Source organism: Salidesulfovibrio onnuriiensis (assembly GCF_008001235.1).
GTDB classification, from domain to species: domain Bacteria; phylum Desulfobacterota; class Desulfovibrionia; order Desulfovibrionales; family Desulfovibrionaceae; genus Pseudodesulfovibrio; species Pseudodesulfovibrio onnuriiensis.
In genome coordinates this window covers 1,450,583-1,468,692 of record NZ_CP040751.1, presented here as the reverse complement: position 1 = coordinate 1,468,692, position 18,110 = coordinate 1,450,583, and the positions used below count along the sequence as shown (strand labels likewise).

The 18,110-nt window shown below is 58.3% G+C and carries 17 protein-coding genes and 1 pseudogene; 13 read left to right on the top strand and 5 right to left on the bottom strand.

The annotated features are described in order from the left end of the window. Positions 1 to 33: 33 nt before the first annotated feature. On the bottom strand, positions 34 to 318 hold the full coding sequence (locus FGL65_RS18500) for a hypothetical protein (RefSeq protein WP_250645592.1): 285 nt from the start codon (positions 316 to 318) through the stop codon (positions 34 to 36). Between the two features lie 19 nt (positions 319 to 337). Further along, a pseudogene (gene cas5, locus FGL65_RS18750) lies at positions 338 to 631 on the bottom strand (CRISPR-associated protein Cas5); the annotation flags it as partial. Positions 632 to 943: 312 nt separating this feature from the next. Here cas5 and FGL65_RS06705 point away from each other — a divergent pair. The 4 genes from FGL65_RS06705 to FGL65_RS06690 all read left to right on the top strand — a co-directional run bounded on the left by FGL65_RS06705 (position 944) and on the right by FGL65_RS06690 (position 3,908). Beyond that, a complete protein-coding gene (locus tag FGL65_RS06705; RefSeq protein WP_222705803.1) occupies positions 944 to 1,525 on the top strand; it encodes a recombinase family protein in 582 nt (193 codons plus the stop codon). Positions 1,526 to 1,674: 149 nt separating this feature from the next. Further along, on the top strand, positions 1,675 to 2,604 hold the full coding sequence (locus tag FGL65_RS06700; RefSeq protein ID WP_147820331.1) for a hypothetical protein: 930 nt from the start codon (positions 1,675 to 1,677) through the stop codon (positions 2,602 to 2,604). A 79-nt stretch (positions 2,605 to 2,683) separates the two neighbouring features. Beyond that, the gene (locus tag FGL65_RS06695) at positions 2,684 to 3,073 is read left to right on the top strand and encodes a (deoxy)nucleoside triphosphate pyrophosphohydrolase (protein ID WP_147820329.1); all 390 of its coding nucleotides are present in this window, start codon (positions 2,684 to 2,686) and stop codon (positions 3,071 to 3,073) included. Then, on the top strand, positions 3,066 to 3,908 hold the full coding sequence (locus FGL65_RS06690) for an HNH endonuclease (RefSeq protein ID WP_147820327.1): 843 nt from the start codon (positions 3,066 to 3,068) through the stop codon (positions 3,906 to 3,908). The genes FGL65_RS06695 and FGL65_RS06690 overlap by 8 nt, the downstream gene beginning before the upstream one ends. A 135-nt stretch (positions 3,909 to 4,043) precedes the next feature. Here FGL65_RS06690 and FGL65_RS06685 read toward each other — a convergent pair whose 3' ends face one another. Both FGL65_RS06685 and FGL65_RS06680 read right to left on the bottom strand, forming a co-directional pair. Continuing rightward, positions 4,044 to 4,517: a hypothetical protein gene (locus tag FGL65_RS06685; RefSeq protein WP_147820324.1), complete on the bottom strand. Its 474-nt coding sequence runs from the start codon at positions 4,515 to 4,517 to the stop codon at positions 4,044 to 4,046. A gap of 403 nt (positions 4,518 to 4,920) precedes the next feature. Then, positions 4,921 to 5,169, bottom strand: coding sequence for a hypothetical protein (locus FGL65_RS06680; RefSeq protein WP_147820322.1), 249 nt, complete (start codon positions 5,167 to 5,169; stop codon positions 4,921 to 4,923). Positions 5,170 to 5,544: 375 nt separating this feature from the next. On the opposite strand from FGL65_RS06680, the gene FGL65_RS18200 reads away from it, so the two are divergent. The 6 genes from FGL65_RS18200 (at position 5,545) to FGL65_RS06650 (ending at position 12,388) form a co-directional block, all read left to right on the top strand. Next, positions 5,545 to 6,612 carry a hypothetical protein gene (locus FGL65_RS18200; RefSeq protein ID WP_187170566.1) on the top strand — a complete coding sequence of 356 codons (1,068 nt, stop codon included), beginning with the start codon at positions 5,545 to 5,547 and terminating at the stop codon, positions 6,610 to 6,612. Positions 6,613 to 6,729: 117 nt separating this feature from the next. Next, positions 6,730 to 8,424, top strand: a complete 1,695-nt coding sequence (locus tag FGL65_RS06670; protein WP_147820320.1) for an ABC transporter transmembrane domain-containing protein — start codon at positions 6,730 to 6,732, stop codon at positions 8,422 to 8,424. Then, positions 8,415 to 8,927 carry a bacteriohemerythrin gene (locus FGL65_RS06665; RefSeq protein ID WP_147820318.1) on the top strand — a complete coding sequence of 171 codons (513 nt, stop codon included), beginning with the start codon at positions 8,415 to 8,417 and terminating at the stop codon, positions 8,925 to 8,927. Before FGL65_RS06670 ends, FGL65_RS06665 begins: the two co-directional genes overlap by 10 nt. After that, positions 8,924 to 10,366, top strand: a complete 1,443-nt coding sequence (locus tag FGL65_RS06660) for an ABC transporter transmembrane domain-containing protein (RefSeq protein ID WP_147820316.1) — start codon at positions 8,924 to 8,926, stop codon at positions 10,364 to 10,366. Before FGL65_RS06665 ends, FGL65_RS06660 begins: the two co-directional genes overlap by 4 nt. Then, the gene (locus FGL65_RS06655) at positions 10,333 to 11,037 is read left to right on the top strand and encodes an ATP-binding cassette domain-containing protein (protein ID WP_147820314.1); all 705 of its coding nucleotides are present in this window, start codon (positions 10,333 to 10,335) and stop codon (positions 11,035 to 11,037) included. Before FGL65_RS06660 ends, FGL65_RS06655 begins: the two co-directional genes overlap by 34 nt. A gap of 13 nt (positions 11,038 to 11,050) precedes the next feature. Further along, positions 11,051 to 12,388, top strand: coding sequence for an HlyD family type I secretion periplasmic adaptor subunit (locus FGL65_RS06650; RefSeq protein ID WP_147820312.1), 1,338 nt, complete (start codon positions 11,051 to 11,053; stop codon positions 12,386 to 12,388). 135 nt (positions 12,389 to 12,523) lie between these two features. Here FGL65_RS06650 and FGL65_RS06645 read toward each other — a convergent pair whose 3' ends face one another. Continuing rightward, positions 12,524 to 13,342, bottom strand: coding sequence for a two-component system response regulator (locus tag FGL65_RS06645; protein ID WP_147820310.1), 819 nt, complete (start codon positions 13,340 to 13,342; stop codon positions 12,524 to 12,526). Positions 13,343 to 13,513: 171 nt separating this feature from the next. On the opposite strand from FGL65_RS06645, the gene FGL65_RS06640 reads away from it, so the two are divergent. Genes FGL65_RS06640 through FGL65_RS06630 form a run of 3 tightly spaced genes read left to right on the top strand, consistent with a single transcriptional unit; the run spans position 13,514 to position 18,103 of the window. Next, complete coding sequence (locus FGL65_RS06640) at positions 13,514 to 14,737, top strand: ABC transporter substrate-binding protein (RefSeq protein WP_147820308.1); 1,224 nt, start codon at positions 13,514 to 13,516, stop codon at positions 14,735 to 14,737. Then, a complete protein-coding gene (locus tag FGL65_RS06635) occupies positions 14,712 to 16,889 on the top strand; it encodes a PAS domain-containing sensor histidine kinase (RefSeq protein WP_187170565.1) in 2,178 nt (725 codons plus the stop codon). The genes FGL65_RS06640 and FGL65_RS06635 overlap by 26 nt, the downstream gene beginning before the upstream one ends. Before the next feature lie 14 nt (positions 16,890 to 16,903). Continuing rightward, positions 16,904 to 18,103: a response regulator gene (locus tag FGL65_RS06630; RefSeq protein WP_147820305.1), complete on the top strand. Its 1,200-nt coding sequence runs from the start codon at positions 16,904 to 16,906 to the stop codon at positions 18,101 to 18,103. The last annotated feature ends 7 nt before the right edge of the window (positions 18,104 to 18,110 follow it).

Sequence of the window (18,110 nt, the reverse complement as noted above, 5' to 3'; positions counted from 1 at the left end):
AATGCAGTACCCCTCCTCGTATCTCCACATTGTTCATAAAGACAGGCTTCCACTGTGTTGCCTTGCCTCGTCCATCTTTGCAAAACGACTTGAATAAGCTCGGGATAAAAAGATTAATGTCATCCTGAACCGTTGTTCCATTTCGAAAAGGCCCAAAGTAGTCCACAGTGAACTCCTTCCACCCCAGAAATGGAACTCTGAAGCTTTGCCCCGAATCGATTCGTCTGTTGAAAATGTCTCGGTATGCATGACCGCCATGGCTGCATCGACTTCCACCCTCTTTACCGTTTTTGCTGTACGGTAGTGGCCGATCATCATGATAAGCTCGGGCGTATAATCGGTACCGAACATCCGTCAAAACGGTGGCTGGAATCTGAAGTGCACCATTCTTACCAGACTGCCTTGCAGGACCGAGATAGTTGGTGGTGTACGAATGAAAGGCAACCGGCGCGCAAATTTCCACCTTAGTGGGCACAACCGATGCCTGCCTCAACATCAGAATCGTCTCGAAAATACCTTTGACCGCTGAGTAAGTCGGGACTGGATAGGACACGGGAGACGATCCTGTATCTGGACGCGTGAACATCGCTGTTCGTCCGGATACTTCGAGCGAGACCGAATAAGGTTTCAATTATACCTCCTACTTTAATTGCAGACCTGTATCCAATACACGCTCAAACAAAACTTTTCAATATAGTATAGAAAATAATTTACGAACATCGCATTAAGATAAAGAAACCGTTGCGGCCTCAGCTTGCGGACAACAGAAAAAGCCTCTGCGCCAAACATTTCATCAAGCATCAAAACGCGTTCTGCGCCTTTGGACACTCGGGTATACCCACTTGTCCAGTGGACACAGTATGGACTTATGGGTTGACTTTTGTATTTATGTCCATACACTGACGCAAAGTCTAAGATTTAAATGTCCATAAGGAGTCTGCCCATGATTATCGGTTACGCTAGGGTTAGCACCCACGAGCAAGACCCCACCATACAGGTTGAAGCTATCCGCAAAGAGTATCCTGAAGCACTTGTCCACGAGGAACAGGCTTCGGCATCGAGCAGAAATGGAAGACCTCGGCTGGAAACGATTCTCCAGACGATTCGTGAAGGAGATACACTGGTTGTCCTAAAATTGGATCGGCTTGCCCGCAACGTCCTTGATCTGCTTCAGATCGTCGAGGAATTGGAAGCAAAGAAGGCCAGTCTGGTCATCCTGGATCAGAAGATCGACACAAACACTTCGGCCGGAAGGTGCTTCCTACAAATGCTTGGGGTTTTCGCAGAGTTTGAGACCAACCTTCGGAGAGAACGACAAATGGCCGGGATCGCGAAGGCGAAAGCCGAGGGGAAGTACAAAGGGAGGCCAGCCACTGCGAACAGGGATGCCATAGGAGAAATGCTGGCCAATGGTTCCAGCCATGCATCGATCGCGAAAATACTTGGAGTCAGCACCAAAACCGTCCAGAGAGTCCGGCGGGAAATTGAAAGTAAGGACTATGAGGGCAGCCCAATGGATCATTAGGTGCCCACGATATGCCCACAGAATTTGGTACTCATTTTTTTGATGTTTTATAGTTAGCAACTAGACAGTGCCATAATTGACCCGTGGTATAGGTAGATGGTACTATCCCCAGGCACGTGTTGAAATTATTTAATTTTTTGAGGTCATTTGTGGCTGATCTGGATATCAAGCTGCCATACCATGAGCAGACATATACAATAAGGCTTGCAACCGGTTACCTGTCGATTATCGATGACAGCAGGGAGCAGCCGGAAAGGACTAGTCGGCAAGAGCAATCCACTCCAAAAGAGCCTGTGGCAAGGGCCCGAAGTCGGTTCACAAAAAAAAGCCAACTGTCTCTCCAAAAAGCTCTCAATGAACTCCGCCCGCATTGCGATCCTACCCATTACATAGTTCTGTCTTTTCGTGGGCGGTCTTCTGAAAATCCAAAGCAGTGGAAGCGTGATATCAGTAATCTGAGGCGAAGGGTGGTCAGTTGTTATCCGGCAAGCTGGTTTTTCTGGAGGTTGATACCAGAGAAGCAACGGGGGATCCCTGTTGTTCACCTACTAGGCTCTTTAGGTGATGACCTTTCGTCCGATGTGTTGGAGAATCAGCTCAATGCCTGGTGGCAAAAGATAATTGGATGCGATCCTCGGACCCATGATGGTTGCGTCAGCGTTCAGGAGGTTACTGAAACTCCTGAGCGGCTCAAAATAAAGATGAGTGCGCCCGAACCGTCTACCCATCATACCTCGTTTTATGAAGCGTGGGGTAAGCTTGGTAAGCGCTGGGATGTGTGGAATAGGAAGATGATTCCTTTCTGTCCAGTTGAGGAACTAACCATCACTCATGAATGCCATCACGAAGTAAAGCGGGTGCTTCTTGACACCGTCGAGAAAGAAATTGCTGATATTGAGGCAGAGCTTGGGAACCGGCCTGAGATAGGCCGTTTTGATCAGCTCCGTGAGAGTTTACACGCCAAAAAAGAATTTCTGGGCAAGCTTCATTCGGCTGACGACAACTTCATGTTCTTGCAACATGAGCAGATGGAATTCGTTTGGAAACTCATCCGAGAGTTCAACGCTGCTGGCGAATAGTGGCAACAACGAGGAGCGCGGATGTGAAGTCAAGCCTGCTAGGTCTATTTCAACGGTAAAGACCCATTATGAGGTAGTTATGGTTACAGTAACAGCTGCTGTTCTTGAGTTGGACGGAAAAATTCTGATAGCTCGTCGGACAGACAAGTATCTCGGTGGGCTTTGGGAGTTCCCTGGAGGCAAGTTAGAACCAGGAGAGGACCCCAAGCAATGTCTCGAGCGAGAACTTTTTGAAGAGTTCGGAGTGAAGACTTCTGTTGGTTCACACGTGGTTACCCATGTCCATGAATATGAACATGTCACTGTTGAACTTATCAGCTACTGGGTGAAGCATCTTGACGGTGAATTTGAGCTCCGGGACCACGATCAAATGGAATGGGTGGGTCCTCATGAATTCGAGATGTACGACATGGCTCCAGCGGATGTTCCTACTGTCGAAGCGATTCTAAAAGAGAGGTTACATGTTTGACCCTGGTCTCGGCCGCGGACAGATCATTAATAATCAGGCTATACGCGAGATTTTTGGATGCAGTCCTCAGGGGGGAATGCGCAGAAGTCTTACAACAAACACCCTCGTGATTGTATCCGACAAAACCCGAGGGGTTTATGATGATCGTTGGGAAGAGTGTGTCCTCCACTATACAGGCATGGGGCAACGAGGAGACCAAGAGCTCGCTTTTGCCCAGAACAAGACCCTTGCTGAATCGTCAACAAACGGTGTTGATATCCATCTTTTTGAAGCTCTGGTTCCACAGCAGTACATATATCAAGGACGGGTCAAGCTTGTGGAGGACCCGTACCAGGAGCAACAGCCAGACGTTGATGGGATTCAAAGAGAGGTATGGGTTTTTCCTGTTCAGCTCGAAAGTGGCGAAGAGGTCGTAAAACCTCCACATGAAGCTTTGGAGATGCAATTTGAGCGGCGGGAGAAAGAGGCTTCCAAACTTGCGCCGGGTGATCTGCTTCGAAGAGCAAAAGCCGCAAATAGCAAACCTGGATCAAGGGGCTCGGTTACTAAGCAATACTCACGTGATCCTCATGTAGCGGCCTTGGTGAAAATGATTGCGGCTGGGTGTTGTCACCTATGCGGGGAGCCGGCCCCTTTCCAGAAATCGACTGGGGAGCCATACCTCGAGGTCCACCATGTTGAATGGTTGTCGAAAGGCGGTGATGATGCTTTGCACAATGTCGTCGCCCTTTGTCCGAATTGTCACCGACGAATGCATGTGCTCGATCGAGCTGACGACAGGCGGAAGCTGGCTTCCGTCGCGGAGGGAAATGAGGTGCGCGCCAATTTGCTCTGACCCCTCCCTCTTGGATTTTTCTGCATCGCGAAAAGCGACACCCCTCTCACAAAAATTTTGGGAGGGGTGTTTTTCATTGTATCGCGCTTGGGCCATGGGCTCCCGAGATGCAATGAGACCTCATGGCGTCAAAGATTAATCCCACCAAGATCGGCCGTGCTTCCCGATGAGGCGAAGCACGTAGTCGACATCCTGCTTGATCAGCATTTCCTCGCGTTCCATGAGGCCACGCAGTTCCTTCCTGTACAGTGCCTGCTCTTTCTCGGTTCGGAGGTTCCTGAAATCCCCCCACTTGCGGAAATGATCCTCATATTTTTCAGCAAGGTAGCCATCTTTGAGGATGCGATCCAGCGCAAGCGTGCAAATGTGAATCTGGCGAGCGTACTTGTGCGCATTTGCAGCGAGACTCTCGGTCCAGAAAAAGCGCTCCATATTGGCCAGTTTGTGGTGGAGAATGGCGAAAAGGTAGTGATGGTCGAAGCAGCGATCGCGCCATATAACCGGAAACCAGTAAATCAGATTGCAGACGCCGTTAAAATACCGTCTTGCGAACCGGACGACTGGCCTGAAAATAGTGCGGTCCTGGTAGGCCGAAAAAGAAAAGAGCATAACATGCCTCCATATTAAAGGTGTAACTTATGGATATGGCATGTCGTCCTCCTTGGATGAAATTCAGTTTTCACCATGAGAGGCGAAATGGCCCTCTATGTCAAGACTCCGACATGAAACCGCCCAATAATAAGCTGAGGACTTGAAAAGCGGACGATTTTTGGTCATTCTGACCATGACGATAACAACAGAGAACAGGACGAATCGTCAACGATGACGCTGTGATAGGCAGGCTGTCAGCACACCACGACTACAGGCTCCTATACGCTTCCGCCAGAAAACAAGAAGGCCGTGTTTTTTATGCATGGCCTTTTCTTTTGCTTGAATTTTGAACATAGATCCTTATAGTAATAATTACCACATCAGTAATAATTGCCGGACCAGCCAGTTCATCCGATCCTGATTATGCACTCTCAGTGGCCTGATGATGTGAGAACCCTTTACCGGGGGAGGAAGATTCATGGCCGACGAAAAGAAAACCGATCAGGAACAGCAAGAGCTCGACGAAATGACCGTTCTCCAGGATGGAGAGGAGCGGGATCTTTCCGCAGAGGAGCAGGACGAAGTCCGGCATGTCGAAGGAGAGGGACTCGAAGCTTCCGATCTGGCGGGCACGGTCCTGACGGGAAGACCCCGTGAGGAAGCCGCTCAAGGGGAGACGGACGCACCAAGGCCCGGCCAACAACCTACCTCCGAATCACAGCCCACGGGGGAAGTCCCCTCTGCTGCGGGAACAGCCGAAGAGAAAACCGGAGCAGAACAATCCACGCCTGACGAAACCGCACAGGATGCAAGCCGTACTGTTGGCCCGGAAACAGGACAGGCCGTTTCACCGGGACGAACATATACTCCAGGCGCTCCGCCGGAGGAAGCAACGCCTCCCGCCGGAACTGCTGTCGAAGACACGACAGCGCAGCAACAAACGGCCACCACACCGGAAAGTCCCGCACCTCCCGTGCAGGGGCCAGATGCTGTTTCCGAACCTCAAACAATAACGCCCACTCCTGAGCCCGAGCCGGAGCCGGAAGTGACGCCCACTCCTGAGCCCGAGCCGGAGCCGGAAGTGACGCCCACTCCTGAGCCCGAGCCGGAGCCGGAAGTGACGCCCACTCCTGAGCCCGAGCCGGAGCCGGAAGTGACGCCCACTCCTGAGCCCGAGCCGGAGCCGGAAGTGACGCCCACTCCTGAGCCCGAGCCGGAGCCGGAAGTGACGCCCACTCCTGAGCCCGAGCCGGAGCCGGAAGTGACGCCCACTCCTGAGCCCGAGCCGGAGCCGGAAGTGACGCCCACTCCTGAGCCCGAGCCGGAGCCGGAAGTGACGCCCACTCCTGAGCCCGAGCCGGAGCCGGACGACGCATTGCCCTCTGACGAGGACAATGCCCCGCCTTCCGATGAAGGCGTCGACCAGGGCGGCCCAAAGGGAAACATGGGCATCGGGAACGGACTGGACGAAGCCCCTCCGGGCGTCACCGAGGACCAGCCACACTATGACGAACGGGTCATAGGGGCAGGAGAGGACGCTGGGGAACAGAACGAAGAGTCGCCTGTAGAACCTACAACCGAAGAAAACTCCCAGAGTACGGAGGAACAACCCGGCAACCGATGGGGACAGGTCGAGGAAGGCCCGGACCAGGGCAAGGCGGGAGACCAGGAGACCGACGACGTGGCCGCCGCCGATGACAGCGCCGACCAGGGCGGTCCCAAGGGAAACATGGGCATCGGGAACGGACTGGACGAAGCCCCTCCGGGCGTCACCGAGGACCAGCCACACTATGACGAACGGGTCATAGGGGCAGGAGAGGACGCTGGGGACGACGCCCAGGAAACGGACTTCTTCCTTATGGACGACGAAGGCGACGCCGCAGGCCAGGGAAGCTGGACCGACATCACGGAAAACGAAGAACCGCCGACCGGCCCCGCAGAAACGGACACCAACGGCTGGGCGGAACAGGTCGAGGAGGAACCCCAGGCCCAAGGCAAGGGCAAGGGAGTCGGCAAGCAGGACGACGCGGACGACGGGGGCCCGCAGGGAGACGACACCCTGGAAGCCTTTGACCAGGATGCCGAGGATTTCCCGGACCAATCCGACTGGTAGCAACGATTCCAGACGCCCGCTTTCCCGAGTGGGAGCGGGCGTTTCAATTATCATCGCCGGAAAACGTGTATTCCTGTATGGTTGGACTAAACTCCACCTGAACCGGGCGAGGATGGAATGGACTTATCGTACTTCCGGGAACAAAAGGGATTCATGCGGGACCTGCGCAGCCTGCCCCAGCTCATGGGCAGTTCCCTGGATCTTTTCCTCGCCTCCATGGGCATCAACACCCTGGCCCTGGCCCTGCCCATCGTGCTCATGCAGGTCTATGACCGCATCGTCCCCACCCAGGCCACCAACACCCTGCTCTGGCTGGTGATCGGTTTTTTCTGCGCCCTGGTGCTGGAATCCGTGCTCAGGCTCTGCCGCAGCACCATCACCAACTGGATGTCCGCCCGGTTCGAACACGCCCTCGGCCACGCCTGCGTGCAACGCTGGCTCAACTGCTACCTCGAGGATTTCGAACTGGACGGAGCCGGCGTGCACCTGGACCGCCTGCGCGCGGTCAACACCCTGCGCACCTTTTATGCGGGCCAGGCCTTCCTGCTCATGCTCGACCTGCCCTTCGCCCTGCTCTTCCTGGCCGTGGTGGGCTTTCTGGGGGGCTGGCAGGTGGCGGCCTATCTTGCCTGCATGGCGGCGCTCTTCTTTGTTGTCATTTCCTTCATCCGCAAGAGCTACAGCGTCAACCGGCTGCAGCAGAAGGAGCTGAGCGACCGCAGATACAACTTCCTGGTGGAGGCCCTCGGCGGCATCCACACCATCAAGGCCGTCACCCTGGAGGAATCCATGCTCCGCCGCCACGAACGCTTGGAGGCCGAGGCGGCCAAGAGCGACTACGACGTCATCTTCATCGGCAACCTGCCCGTGAGCCTGGGCAACATGTTCTCGCAGATGATCCTGTTCGGGGTCCTGTTCGTGGGCGGCAGCCTGGCCATCGGCGGACACATGACCCTCGGCAGCCTGGCGGCCTGCACCCTGCTCAGCGGCCGCTTCTTCCAGCCCTTCCGCAGCCTGGCCACCTTCTGGGTCCGCCATGCCGACATCCGCATCGCCCAGGAGCAGATCAAGGCCATCGCCGACCTGCGTGAGGAATCCGATATTTCCTCGCAGTGCCTGCCCGACGAAATCCAGGGAGGCATCAGGGCGCGAGACCTGGGCTTCCGCTATGACGAGAAATCCCCCCAGCTCATCAACGGCCTGGACCTGGATATCGCCCCGAGGGAAATGGTCTGCCTGCACACCCAGGGCAGCCGAGGGACCACCACCCTGCTCAACCTGCTCTACGGCCTGCTCCCGCCGACCCAGGGCAACGTCTTCATCGACGACAGCTACCTCGCGGACATCTGCCACAACAACTACAAGGGACGCATGGAATACATCCCGCAGCAGGGAACCCTCTTCAACGGCACCATCTTCGACAACCTGACCCTGTTCAACCCCGCGCACCGGGACGCGGCCCTGGACGCGGCCGCCCTGCTCCAGCTCGAAGACGTGCTTTCCGAACTCCCCCTGGGCTACGAAACGCAGGTGGGCAACCGGCTCTACGAATTCCTCTCCACCGGGGTGATCCAGCGCATCTGCCTGGCCCGGGCCCTGACCATCAGGCCCAGGATCCTGCTCCTGGACCGGGCCAACGACGCCATGGATACGGACAGCGACAACCTGTTTCTCTGGCTTCTGGGAAAACTCAAGGGCAACTGCACCATCGTCATGGCCACGGCCAATCCGCGCATCCTGACCATGGCGGATTCCGTCTACCGGCTCGCCGACGGCAGGCTCGTGAAAATGGAGGCCGAACAATGCTTCTGACACAGCAGGGAACCACATCCAGAAACGAGCTGGCCTGGACCAGATGGGTGCTCCAATCCGCCCGGATCTGGCCCGATGTGGCCGGCATCGTGCGCAAAATCGGCATCCGCGCCGTGGACGAGGACCACCGCAAATTCACCCAGTACGCCCTGGCCCTGAACCTGATCATCCAGGCCCTGAACAACCGGGACACGTCCTTCGAGAATCTGCACAAAGGGGACGACATCTTCAAACAGCTGCTTGACTACGCGCACATCCACTTCCAGCGCGAGGAACGCATCATGCGCTCCATGAAAAGCCCCATGCTGGGCCAGCACCTGGAACAGCACGGCATGTTCCTGGGCATGATCGAGGAGCATTACGATAATTTCCAACAGGGCCGGCTCCAGATGGTTTCAGGCCTGAAGCTGTCCATACTGGACTGGTGGGTCAACCACATCAACGTGGTGGACTACAAGACCTTCGTGCTCGGCAAGACCGAGAACATGCGGCTGGAGGCATGATGCAACAGGCGGCAACGGCATCAGCATTCGTCATGCCGGGCGGACTCGCGCCCTGCATCCCGCCCCTGCTCGACGCGCTGGGCTGGCGGGGCAGCGACATGCATCTCGCCGAAGCCATGCCGCACCTGACCGGGGACGTGGATCTTTCGGACCTGCTGAACGTCATGGCCAACCTCAAGTTCGGCAGCCGCTCCCTGGAAACCGACATGCAGGCCCTGGACCCGCGTATGCTGCCCTGCCTGTTCGTCGATGCGGACGGCCATGCCCTGGTACTGGTCAAGAGTGACGTTTCCAGCCTGCTGGCCTTTGATTCCGACACCAGGGCATACCAGGAGATACAGCCGGACACCCGCACGGGCACGGCCTTCTTCTTCGACCAGGTGGATTCGCGCGGTCACTCCCTGTACCGGCCCCAGCAAGGCTGGTTCCGCAAGGTCATGAACCGGTTCGCCAAAACCCTGCGCCACGGCCTGCTCATCTCCTTTCTCCTGAGCGTCCTGGCGCTGACCATGCCGCTCTTTGTCATGACCATCTACGACCAGATGCCCTTTTTCCACAACAACCGGACCCTGGCCTATATCGTCACCGGCGTGCTGGTCTTCATCCTAAGCGATTTCGGCCTGCGCCTGATCCGCTCGGGCATCCTCAGCTTCATCGGCGCGAGGATGGGCAACATCGTGGGAAACGAGGTATTCCGGCGCATCCTCTACCTGCCCCCGGCTTATACCGAGTCCGCTTCCATCGGGGCGCAGGCGTCGCGCATCAAGGATTTCGACACGGTGCGGGATTTCTTTTCGGGCCAGGCCTTCGTGGCCCTGCTGGATATCCCCTTCATCCTGCTGCTGGTGCTGGCCATGTGGGTCCTGGGCGGCTCCGTGGTCTTCGTTCCCCTGGCGGCCATCGCCCTGTTCGGGGTCATGGCCATAATCTACATGCCCCTGGTCAAACGCACCAACGAGCAGGTGGCCAAGGTGGGCGCGGCTCGCCAGGAACTGGTCATGGAAATGCTGACCAAAATGCGGGGCATCAAGCTGACCAGCACCCCGGTGAAATGGGAGGACCGCTACCGCCAACTTTCCGCCGAGTGCGCGGCCAACTCCTACCGCGCCGCGCAACTCGCCTCCCAGATCAACGTGCTGACAAACACCTTCATCATGGGCGCGGGCGTCTCCACCATGGCGGTTTCCGTGCACAACGTGCTGGCGCAGCAGATGACCATGGGCGCGCTGGTGGCCTGCATGATCCTGGTCTGGCGCATCCTGGCCCCGCTGCGCTCCGGCTTCGTGGTCATGCTGCAGGTGGAGCGCATCAGTAAGAGCATAGGACAGGTGGACAGGCTCATGAACCTGGATATCGAGCAGCACACAGAGTCCCTGCTGACGTTCAACAAGCAGCTCCAGGGGAGGTGTCCTTCTCACAGGTTTCCATCCGCTACATGAGCGACGCCCACCCGGCCCTGCTGGGCGTCAGCTTCTCGGTTTCCCACGGCGAGGTGCTCGCCATCGCAGGTCACGACGGCGCGGGCAAATCCTCCATTCTCAAGCTCATCCTGGGCCTCTACCGGCCCCAGGCGGGCAGGATCACCCTGGACCACACCAACCTCCGCCAGATGGACCCGATCTCCCTGCGGCGCTCCATCGGCTACGCACCACAGACCCCGCAGTTCTTTTACGGCACCATCGCCCAGAACCTGCGCCTGACCAATCCCCTGGCCCCGGACGGCGAGGTGCGCGACGCCTGCCTTCGGGCCGGGGTGCTGAACGCAATCGACGCCCTGCCCGACGGCCTGGACACCCGTATCGGCGACTACCAGCTCAAGAAAATGCCCCTGTCCTTCCTCAAGAAGCTCAGCCTGGCGCGAACCCTGATCCGTCCGGCCCCGCTCCTGCTCCTGGACGAAGTCATGGAACGGCCCGAATTCGAGGACCGCGAAATCATGCTCGACATGTTCGAGGAACTTCGCGGCAGAACGACCATCATCATGGTCACCAACCACGGGCCCTACCTCAAGGAAGCCGACAAGGTGCTCTGGATGGAAAAGGGCCGCGTGCGCATGTTCGGACCGGCCGAAGTGATTCTCCAACACCTCCCCCAAGAATACCAATGCTGACGAGGACACAGCCATGAAGGAAAACACCGGAAAGATACGAGTCAGCCGCAAGGATTCCCTGCACCTCTCCCAGGCGCTGCTCCTGGAGGAAACCGGGGTGCCCCGCCTGGTCCGGTCCGTCATCCTCACCCTGACCATGGTCATCGTGGCCTTCATTGTCTGGGCGTCCCTGACGCGCATCGACGAGGTTTCCATCGCCAGCGGAAAGATCATCCCTTCGGGTCGTGTCAAACGCATCCAGAGCGAAGACGGCGGCGTGGTCGCACGGATCCTGGTGCAGGAAGGCCAGGCCGTGAAAAAGGGGCAGGAGCTCATTGCCATGGACCCCACGGTTTCGGTTTCCAACCTGGACCAGTACCGCGCCCGCCAGGCGTCTCTGGCCCTGCGCAAGGAGCGGCTCCAGGCCCACATCGGCGGCCGCAAGCCGGACTATTCGAACATCGAGGAGCGGTATGCCGAACTGGCGGCCCAGCAGGCGCGGCTGCACGCCCAGAAGATCGAATCCATGAACGTGACCAGGGCCATCCTCACAAACCAGATCAAGCAGTATCAGGCTGAGCTCAAGGAACTGGCCAACCGAGAAAAGACACTCAAGGAACAGTATGAGCTGACCCGCGAAGAATACGAAACCTATGCGGACCTGTTCGAAAGGGAACTGGTGGGCAAGACCGAATTCTTCGGCATCAAGCGTCATTTCCTGCAAATACAGGAATACCTGAACCAGATACCGGTGCGCCGAATCCAGGTGAACGAGAAGCTCACGGAGAGCAAGAACCGGCTCATCAAAGTGCGGGAAGACGCCATGGAGGACTGGATGGCCGAGCTTGCCACCGTGGAGACCGAGGCCTCGGAAATCCAGGAGGTCATCAAGCGTCTGGGCATGGATGTTTCCCAGCTTTCCATAAAGGCGCCCGAGGACGGCGTGGTGCACAACTTCCAGGTCAATTCCCCGGGGGAAGTGGTCAAGCCGGGCGAAACGGTCATGGAACTGGTGCCCAAGGGCAACAAGCTCGTGGCCGAGGTCAAGATCTCCTCGCGGGACGTGGGGCATGTCCAGGTGGGCCAGCCCGCCACGGTCAAGCTCACGGCCTATGACTATTCACGGTACGGAGGGGCCGAGGGCGTGCTCTCGGACATTTCGCCCACCACCATCGTGGATGAGGGCGGCAGGGTCTACTACAAGGGCATCGTCAGCCTGAAGAGCAGTCACCTGACCAGGGGGAAGACCAGGCACCCCATTCTGCCGGGCATGACCGTACAGGCGGACATCAAGACCGGCGACAAGACACTGATAGGCTACTTCCTCAAGCCCATCTACCTGTCCCTGGAACAGTCGTTCCGGGAGCGGTAAAGGCAGACAGGCGCAAAAACGGGGCGGGCCGAACAGGCGGATCAATATCGTTGCGGAAAAAGCGTCACCCTTCGGCGATCTCAATGCAATGCCCACCACGCTGCTTTGCCTTGTACATTGCGGCGTCCGCGGCGATCATGACACTTTCCACGGTGTGCCGTGCAGGGGGAAATAGCCCACGCCAAGGCTGGCGCCCACGCGCAGGGCCCGGTCCTTCCAGGCCACGGGTTCGCCGATGAGGGAGATCAGTTCCTCGGCAATGGCGTGCGCCGCTTCCGTGGAAACCAGATCCGAAAGCAGGACCACGAACTCGTCCCCGCCAAAACGCGCCGCCGTGTCGTTTTCCCGGAGGCGGCATAGGAGCCGCTGGCTCGTCTCCTTCAGCACCTCATCCCCGGCATCGTGCCCGTACGTGTCATTGACCGCCTTGAAGCCGTCAAGGTCGATGAAGAAAAACGCGAGATTGCTCTTCTTGCGCTTGGCGTTGGCAATGGCGACCTTGCAGCGGTCCATGAACAGCGTCCGGTTCGGAAGGCCCGTCAGTTCGTCGTGAAGGGCCGCCTCCTGCAGGGAGGCGGTCTGCAGCAGCCTCTCGTGTTCGACAAGGGCCTGGGCCACGGTCTCCCGCATTTCCCGCGCTTCCACGGGCTTGGTCATGAACTTGAAGACCCCGCCGGTGTTGATGGCGGACATGGCCACGTCCATGTCTCCATGGCCGGTGAGCATGATGCGGACCGTGTTGGGGGCTTCATGGGAAATGGCCCGCAACAGCTCGATGCCGTCCATCCCGGGCATGCGCATGTCGGAGATGACCACGGCGAAGTCATCCTCCTTCACCCGCTTCAGGGCCTGGAGGGGGTCGGATTCCGCCACCACCTCGAACTTCCTGAGCGTCAGGCTCAATGAATCCAGAAGGCGTGTTTCATCGTCCACCAAAAGCACTTTCGTCGCCATCGTCCCTCCGGAAAACGCAGGTTGTCGGGCATGCAAGGAGACGGTTGCATGGGCGCCGGGGTTCTCTATAAATAAAAAAAACAGAATCAGCTAATGGAATCAAGCAGTTTCAACCGCGCGGAGAGTGTGCTACTGATTTTCATGTATACCCTCAGCCAAGGATGAAGGACCATGCGGACCATCATGCAACTCTGCCTGCTCATGCTCATGACGCTGGCGCTCTGCCCGGAAACGGCGGCCTCGGGGGATCGCATCGCCCTGTATGTCGATGCCGACCTGTCTTCCTCCCCGGAATCCTCCACGGCGATAGTCCGCGGAATCCAGACGGCCTTGAGCGAAACCGGCAACCGGTTGGCGGGGAAACCTGTCGAGCTCGTCGTGCTGGACCACCGGGGCAATTCAGCCCGCAGCCTGCGAAACCTGAAGCAATTCCTGTCGGACTCGGACGCGCTCGCGCTTTTCTGCGGCATGCACTCGCCGCCGCTCCTGGCCCACCGGCGGTTCATAAACGACAACGGCATTCTTGTTCTCGACCCCTGGGCCGCGGCAGGTCCCATAACACGCACGCCCAAGGACAAAAACTGGATATTCAGACTGTCCGTGGACGACAGCAAGGCCGGGGAATTCCTTGTCGGCAGGGCCGTCGACGCAAGAGGGCTCACGCATCCGGCCCTGATCCTGGAGAATACCGGCTGGGGGCAGTCGAACCAGAAGACCATCACGGAGAGCCTGGCCGCACGCGGCCTCAAGCCGGTCAGCATTGCAACGTTCAAATGGGGCCTCCGGGAAACCGGGGCCAAGATATTGATCCGGGAGGCCCAAAAGGCCGGGGCCGACGTCATCTTCCTGGTGGCCAACGCGCCCGAAGCCAAGGTCCTGTGCAGGGCCATGCACGATTTGCCGCCCCACCTGCGGTTGCCGGTCATCAGCCATTGGGGCATCACCGGCGGCAATTTTCCGAAGGTCGTGAATCGCTCCATGCGCGAGGGGCTGGACCTTGAATTCATCCAGACCAGATTTTCCTTCCTGGACATGGGAGACGCCCCGTTCCCCAACCGGGTCTTCCAGTCGGCGGCCCGCCTGTTTCCGGACATCGAAACGCGGGGGGACATCCAGGCCCCCACGGGGTTCATACACGCCTACGACCTGACCCGCATCCTGGCCGCGGCGGTTGTCCAGGCCGGACCGCTCGGGGAAGACATGCGGGCCAACCGGGACAGGGTGCGCATCGCCCTCGAGAACCTCAAGACGCCCGTACAGGGACTCATCAAGCTCTACGCCCCGCCCTTCCGGCCGCATGCCCCGGGCGACAGGGACGCCCATGAGGCCCTCGGGGCAGCGGACTACGCGTTCGGCCATTATGGAGACAATGATGAAATCATCCTCGCCCGCTGATCAGACCGAAAGGCAGCTTGAAGACAAGGGGATGTCCTTTGCCAAGCTGTTCAATCTGCTTCTGCTCGGTTTTCTGGCCATTCAGGTGACCATAGGCGTCATCATCATCGTCCGGTTCATCGGCGGGGAAATGAAGCGGATGCAGCTGGAAAGCGTCAAGGTCCAGCTGGAGGGCCGCGAGCATGCCCTCGAGAACTACCTGAACGACAGGCTGGCGCTGCTTGAGGACTACGCCAAGCTTCCGGTGTTCGTCGCCGGCGTGATGAACCCCTTTGCCCAGCGCGCCGATGTGGTGGATTTCATCGACGCCCTGACCATGCTCAAGGAGGAGGCCTATTTCTGCCTTCAGGACTACGACGGCAACCCCATCTATTCCGACGCCAAGACCGCCATTTACCTACTGAAGGGGCAGGACTTCACGGACCTGGTCGAACAGAAGAAACGCTTCATGGTCGACATCGTCATGTTCGCCAAGAGCGGTCCGGGCAGCAGTTTCTGGCGTCTCAGCGTCCCCGTGAACTACAACGGGCTGCCGGAAGGCGTCCTGACCGCCTACATCCCCGTGTCCAAGGAAGCCCTTCCCATAGCCGGAAACGAAATGACCCGCCTGTCCATCATCACCGACGGAGGATCGATCATCTCCCACGGCTCGGTCCAGGAGCCGGCCCTGACCCTGCGGGTGAAGACGCGCTTTCCGGGCATCGAGCTGCGGCAGTCGGTGAGTCGGCAGGTCATCGAAAAACGGGTCGAGTACCTCGTCTCCATCCTGATCATAGCGCTCATCATCGGGACCGTGACCCTCTCCGCGGTCATCCAGTTGGTGGGGAGGCAGATTCTCATCGTTCCCCATGCCAAGCTCCAGGCCATAAGCAAGGCGCTCGAGCAGGAAGTGGAAAAACAGACCGCTGATTTGAAAATGAGGACAGCGCAGCTCTCCGTGGAAAACAGGGAAAGGCGCGAGGCCGAGGCGGCCGCCCAGGAGGCGGAGCAGCTGGTGACCACGCTGCTGGAAGGCATCGGGGCGGCCTTTTTCATCATCGATCCCGACACGGGACACATCATCAACCACAACGACAGGGCGCTGTCCATGCTCAACATCGTCCCCGGCAAGCTCGCATGGGACTCGTGCCGGGAGCTGTTCGAAGGCCTGCCGGGCGGCATGCCCGATCTGCTGTGCCCCGAAAACGCGGACCAAGACCCCTTTGTGGAGGGAGTGATCCACGGAAAGGACGGGCACACCTTCCCCATCGCCAGGCATCTCGTGTCCGTGGAGGTCGGCGGCAGAAAGCACATCGGCGTCATCCTCTTCGACATTACCGAACGGAAGAACCTGGAACGGCGGCTGAGCATCGCCCAGAAGCTGGAGTCCATCGGCGAACTGGCGTCCGGCATCGCGCACGAGATCAATACTCCGGTCCAGTACATCGGGGACAGCGTGCACTTTGTCCAGGAGGCGTTCGAGGATGTGGCCGCCGTCATGGAGACCAAGGACGAACTGGTGCGCCAATGCCGGGACGAGGGGAGCCACGGAGACCTGCTCAAGACCATAGAGGAGACCAGCGACGACGCAGACCTGGAATTCGTGATGCGAGAACTGCCGAAGGCGTGCGCCCGGGCCCTGGACGGCACGGACCGGGTGGCCACGATCGTCCGGGCCATGAAGCAGTTCTCCCACCCCGGCAGCGAGGGGAAAACCGCGGTCGATCTCAATCAGTCCCTTGAAAACACCATCACCGTGGCAAAAAACGAGTGGAAGTACGTCGCAGAGATCGAAACGGACTTTGAACCGCTTCCGCCGGTGCCCTGTCTCGCGGGGGATATCAATCAGGTTTTCCTGAACATCCTGGTCAATGCGGCCCACGCCATCGAGGATGTGGTCGGCAATTCCGGGGAAAAGGGCACCATCAGGATATCGACGCGCAACGGCGCCCGCTTTGTCACCATATCGATAAGCGACACGGGATGCGGCATTGCGCCGGAAAACAGGGACAAGATCTTCGATCCCTTCTTCACCACAAAGGACGTCGGCAAGGGCACGGGACAGGGGCTGGCAATCGCCCATGACATCATCGTCGAGCGGCATGGCGGCAGCATCGACGTCAGATCGAAACCCGGGGAAGGATCGACCTTCATCATTTCGCTACCCTATTAACCCAGGCGACTCCCATGAAGAGAATACTGTTTATAGATGACGATCAGAACATTCTGGACAGCTTCAGGGCCATGATTCACCTGAAGCGCCGGGAATGGAAAGGCAGCTACGAACGCAACGCGGAAGCTGGCCTGAAGTTGTTGTCCGAGGAACGGTTCGACGTCGTGGTTGCGGATATCCGGATGCCCGGCATGGATGGCGCGGAGTTCTTCGAGAAGGTTCGAGACATCCAGCCCCGGACCATCAGGGTGATCCTTTCAGGCTATTCGGACATGCAGTGCCTGTTCAAGTCCGCCAAATTCGCGCATCAGTTCCTCAGTAAGCCGTGCTCCAGCGCCATGCTGATCGATACGCTCCAGCGCCTTGTCGACCTGGACGACATCATGAGCAACGACGCCATCCGGGAGATCATCGTTCGCCTGAAATCGTTGCCGGTCATTCCCGAAATATACCTCAGCGTCACCAAGGAACTGCAGAAACCGGAACCGGACCTGAAATGGGTCGGCAAGCTCGTGGAAAAAGATGTGGGACTCTCCGCCACCCTGCTGAAGGTCGTCAACTCGGCGTTCTTCGGTTTCTACGAGCGTGTCATTTCCCCCGCGCACGCCGTTGTGCTGCTCGGCCTGGATTCCCTCAAGGGATTGATCCTGGGCGTCAAGCTCCTCGGCAGTTTCGAACTGCCCAACGTGCGGGACTACTCGGTCGACAAGTTGTGGCAGCACAGCCTCCAGACCGGATACTTCGCCAAGGTGATCGCCACGGAAGAAGGCATGGACAAGGAATTCATCGAAAGCTGCTTTGTCGGCGGCATACTCCATGATGTCGGCAAACTCGTCCTGCTGACGCAGCTTTACGACGTCTATGGTTCGGTGCTGGAGACCGTCAGGACCGAGGGCGGCCCCATCTACGACCTGGAACAGCATGAACTGAAGGTAAGCCACGCGGAAATCGGCTCCTATCTTCTCGGGACCTGGGGATTCAAGGACAGCATCGTCCGGGGCGTGCACTGCCATCACACCCCCCGGAAATGCGGAAAGGGCCTGACCACGGCTCTCGTGGTCCACGTCGCCAATGCCATCCAGCATGAGCTGGCTGTCTGGACATCGGGCTATGTTTCGGCGTCCATGGATATGGAGCTGCTGGAGGAATCGGGACTGGACGGGCGCCTGGAGGCGTGGCGCGAGCTCTGCCGGGAATATCTTGAAGCACAATAGAACGGTT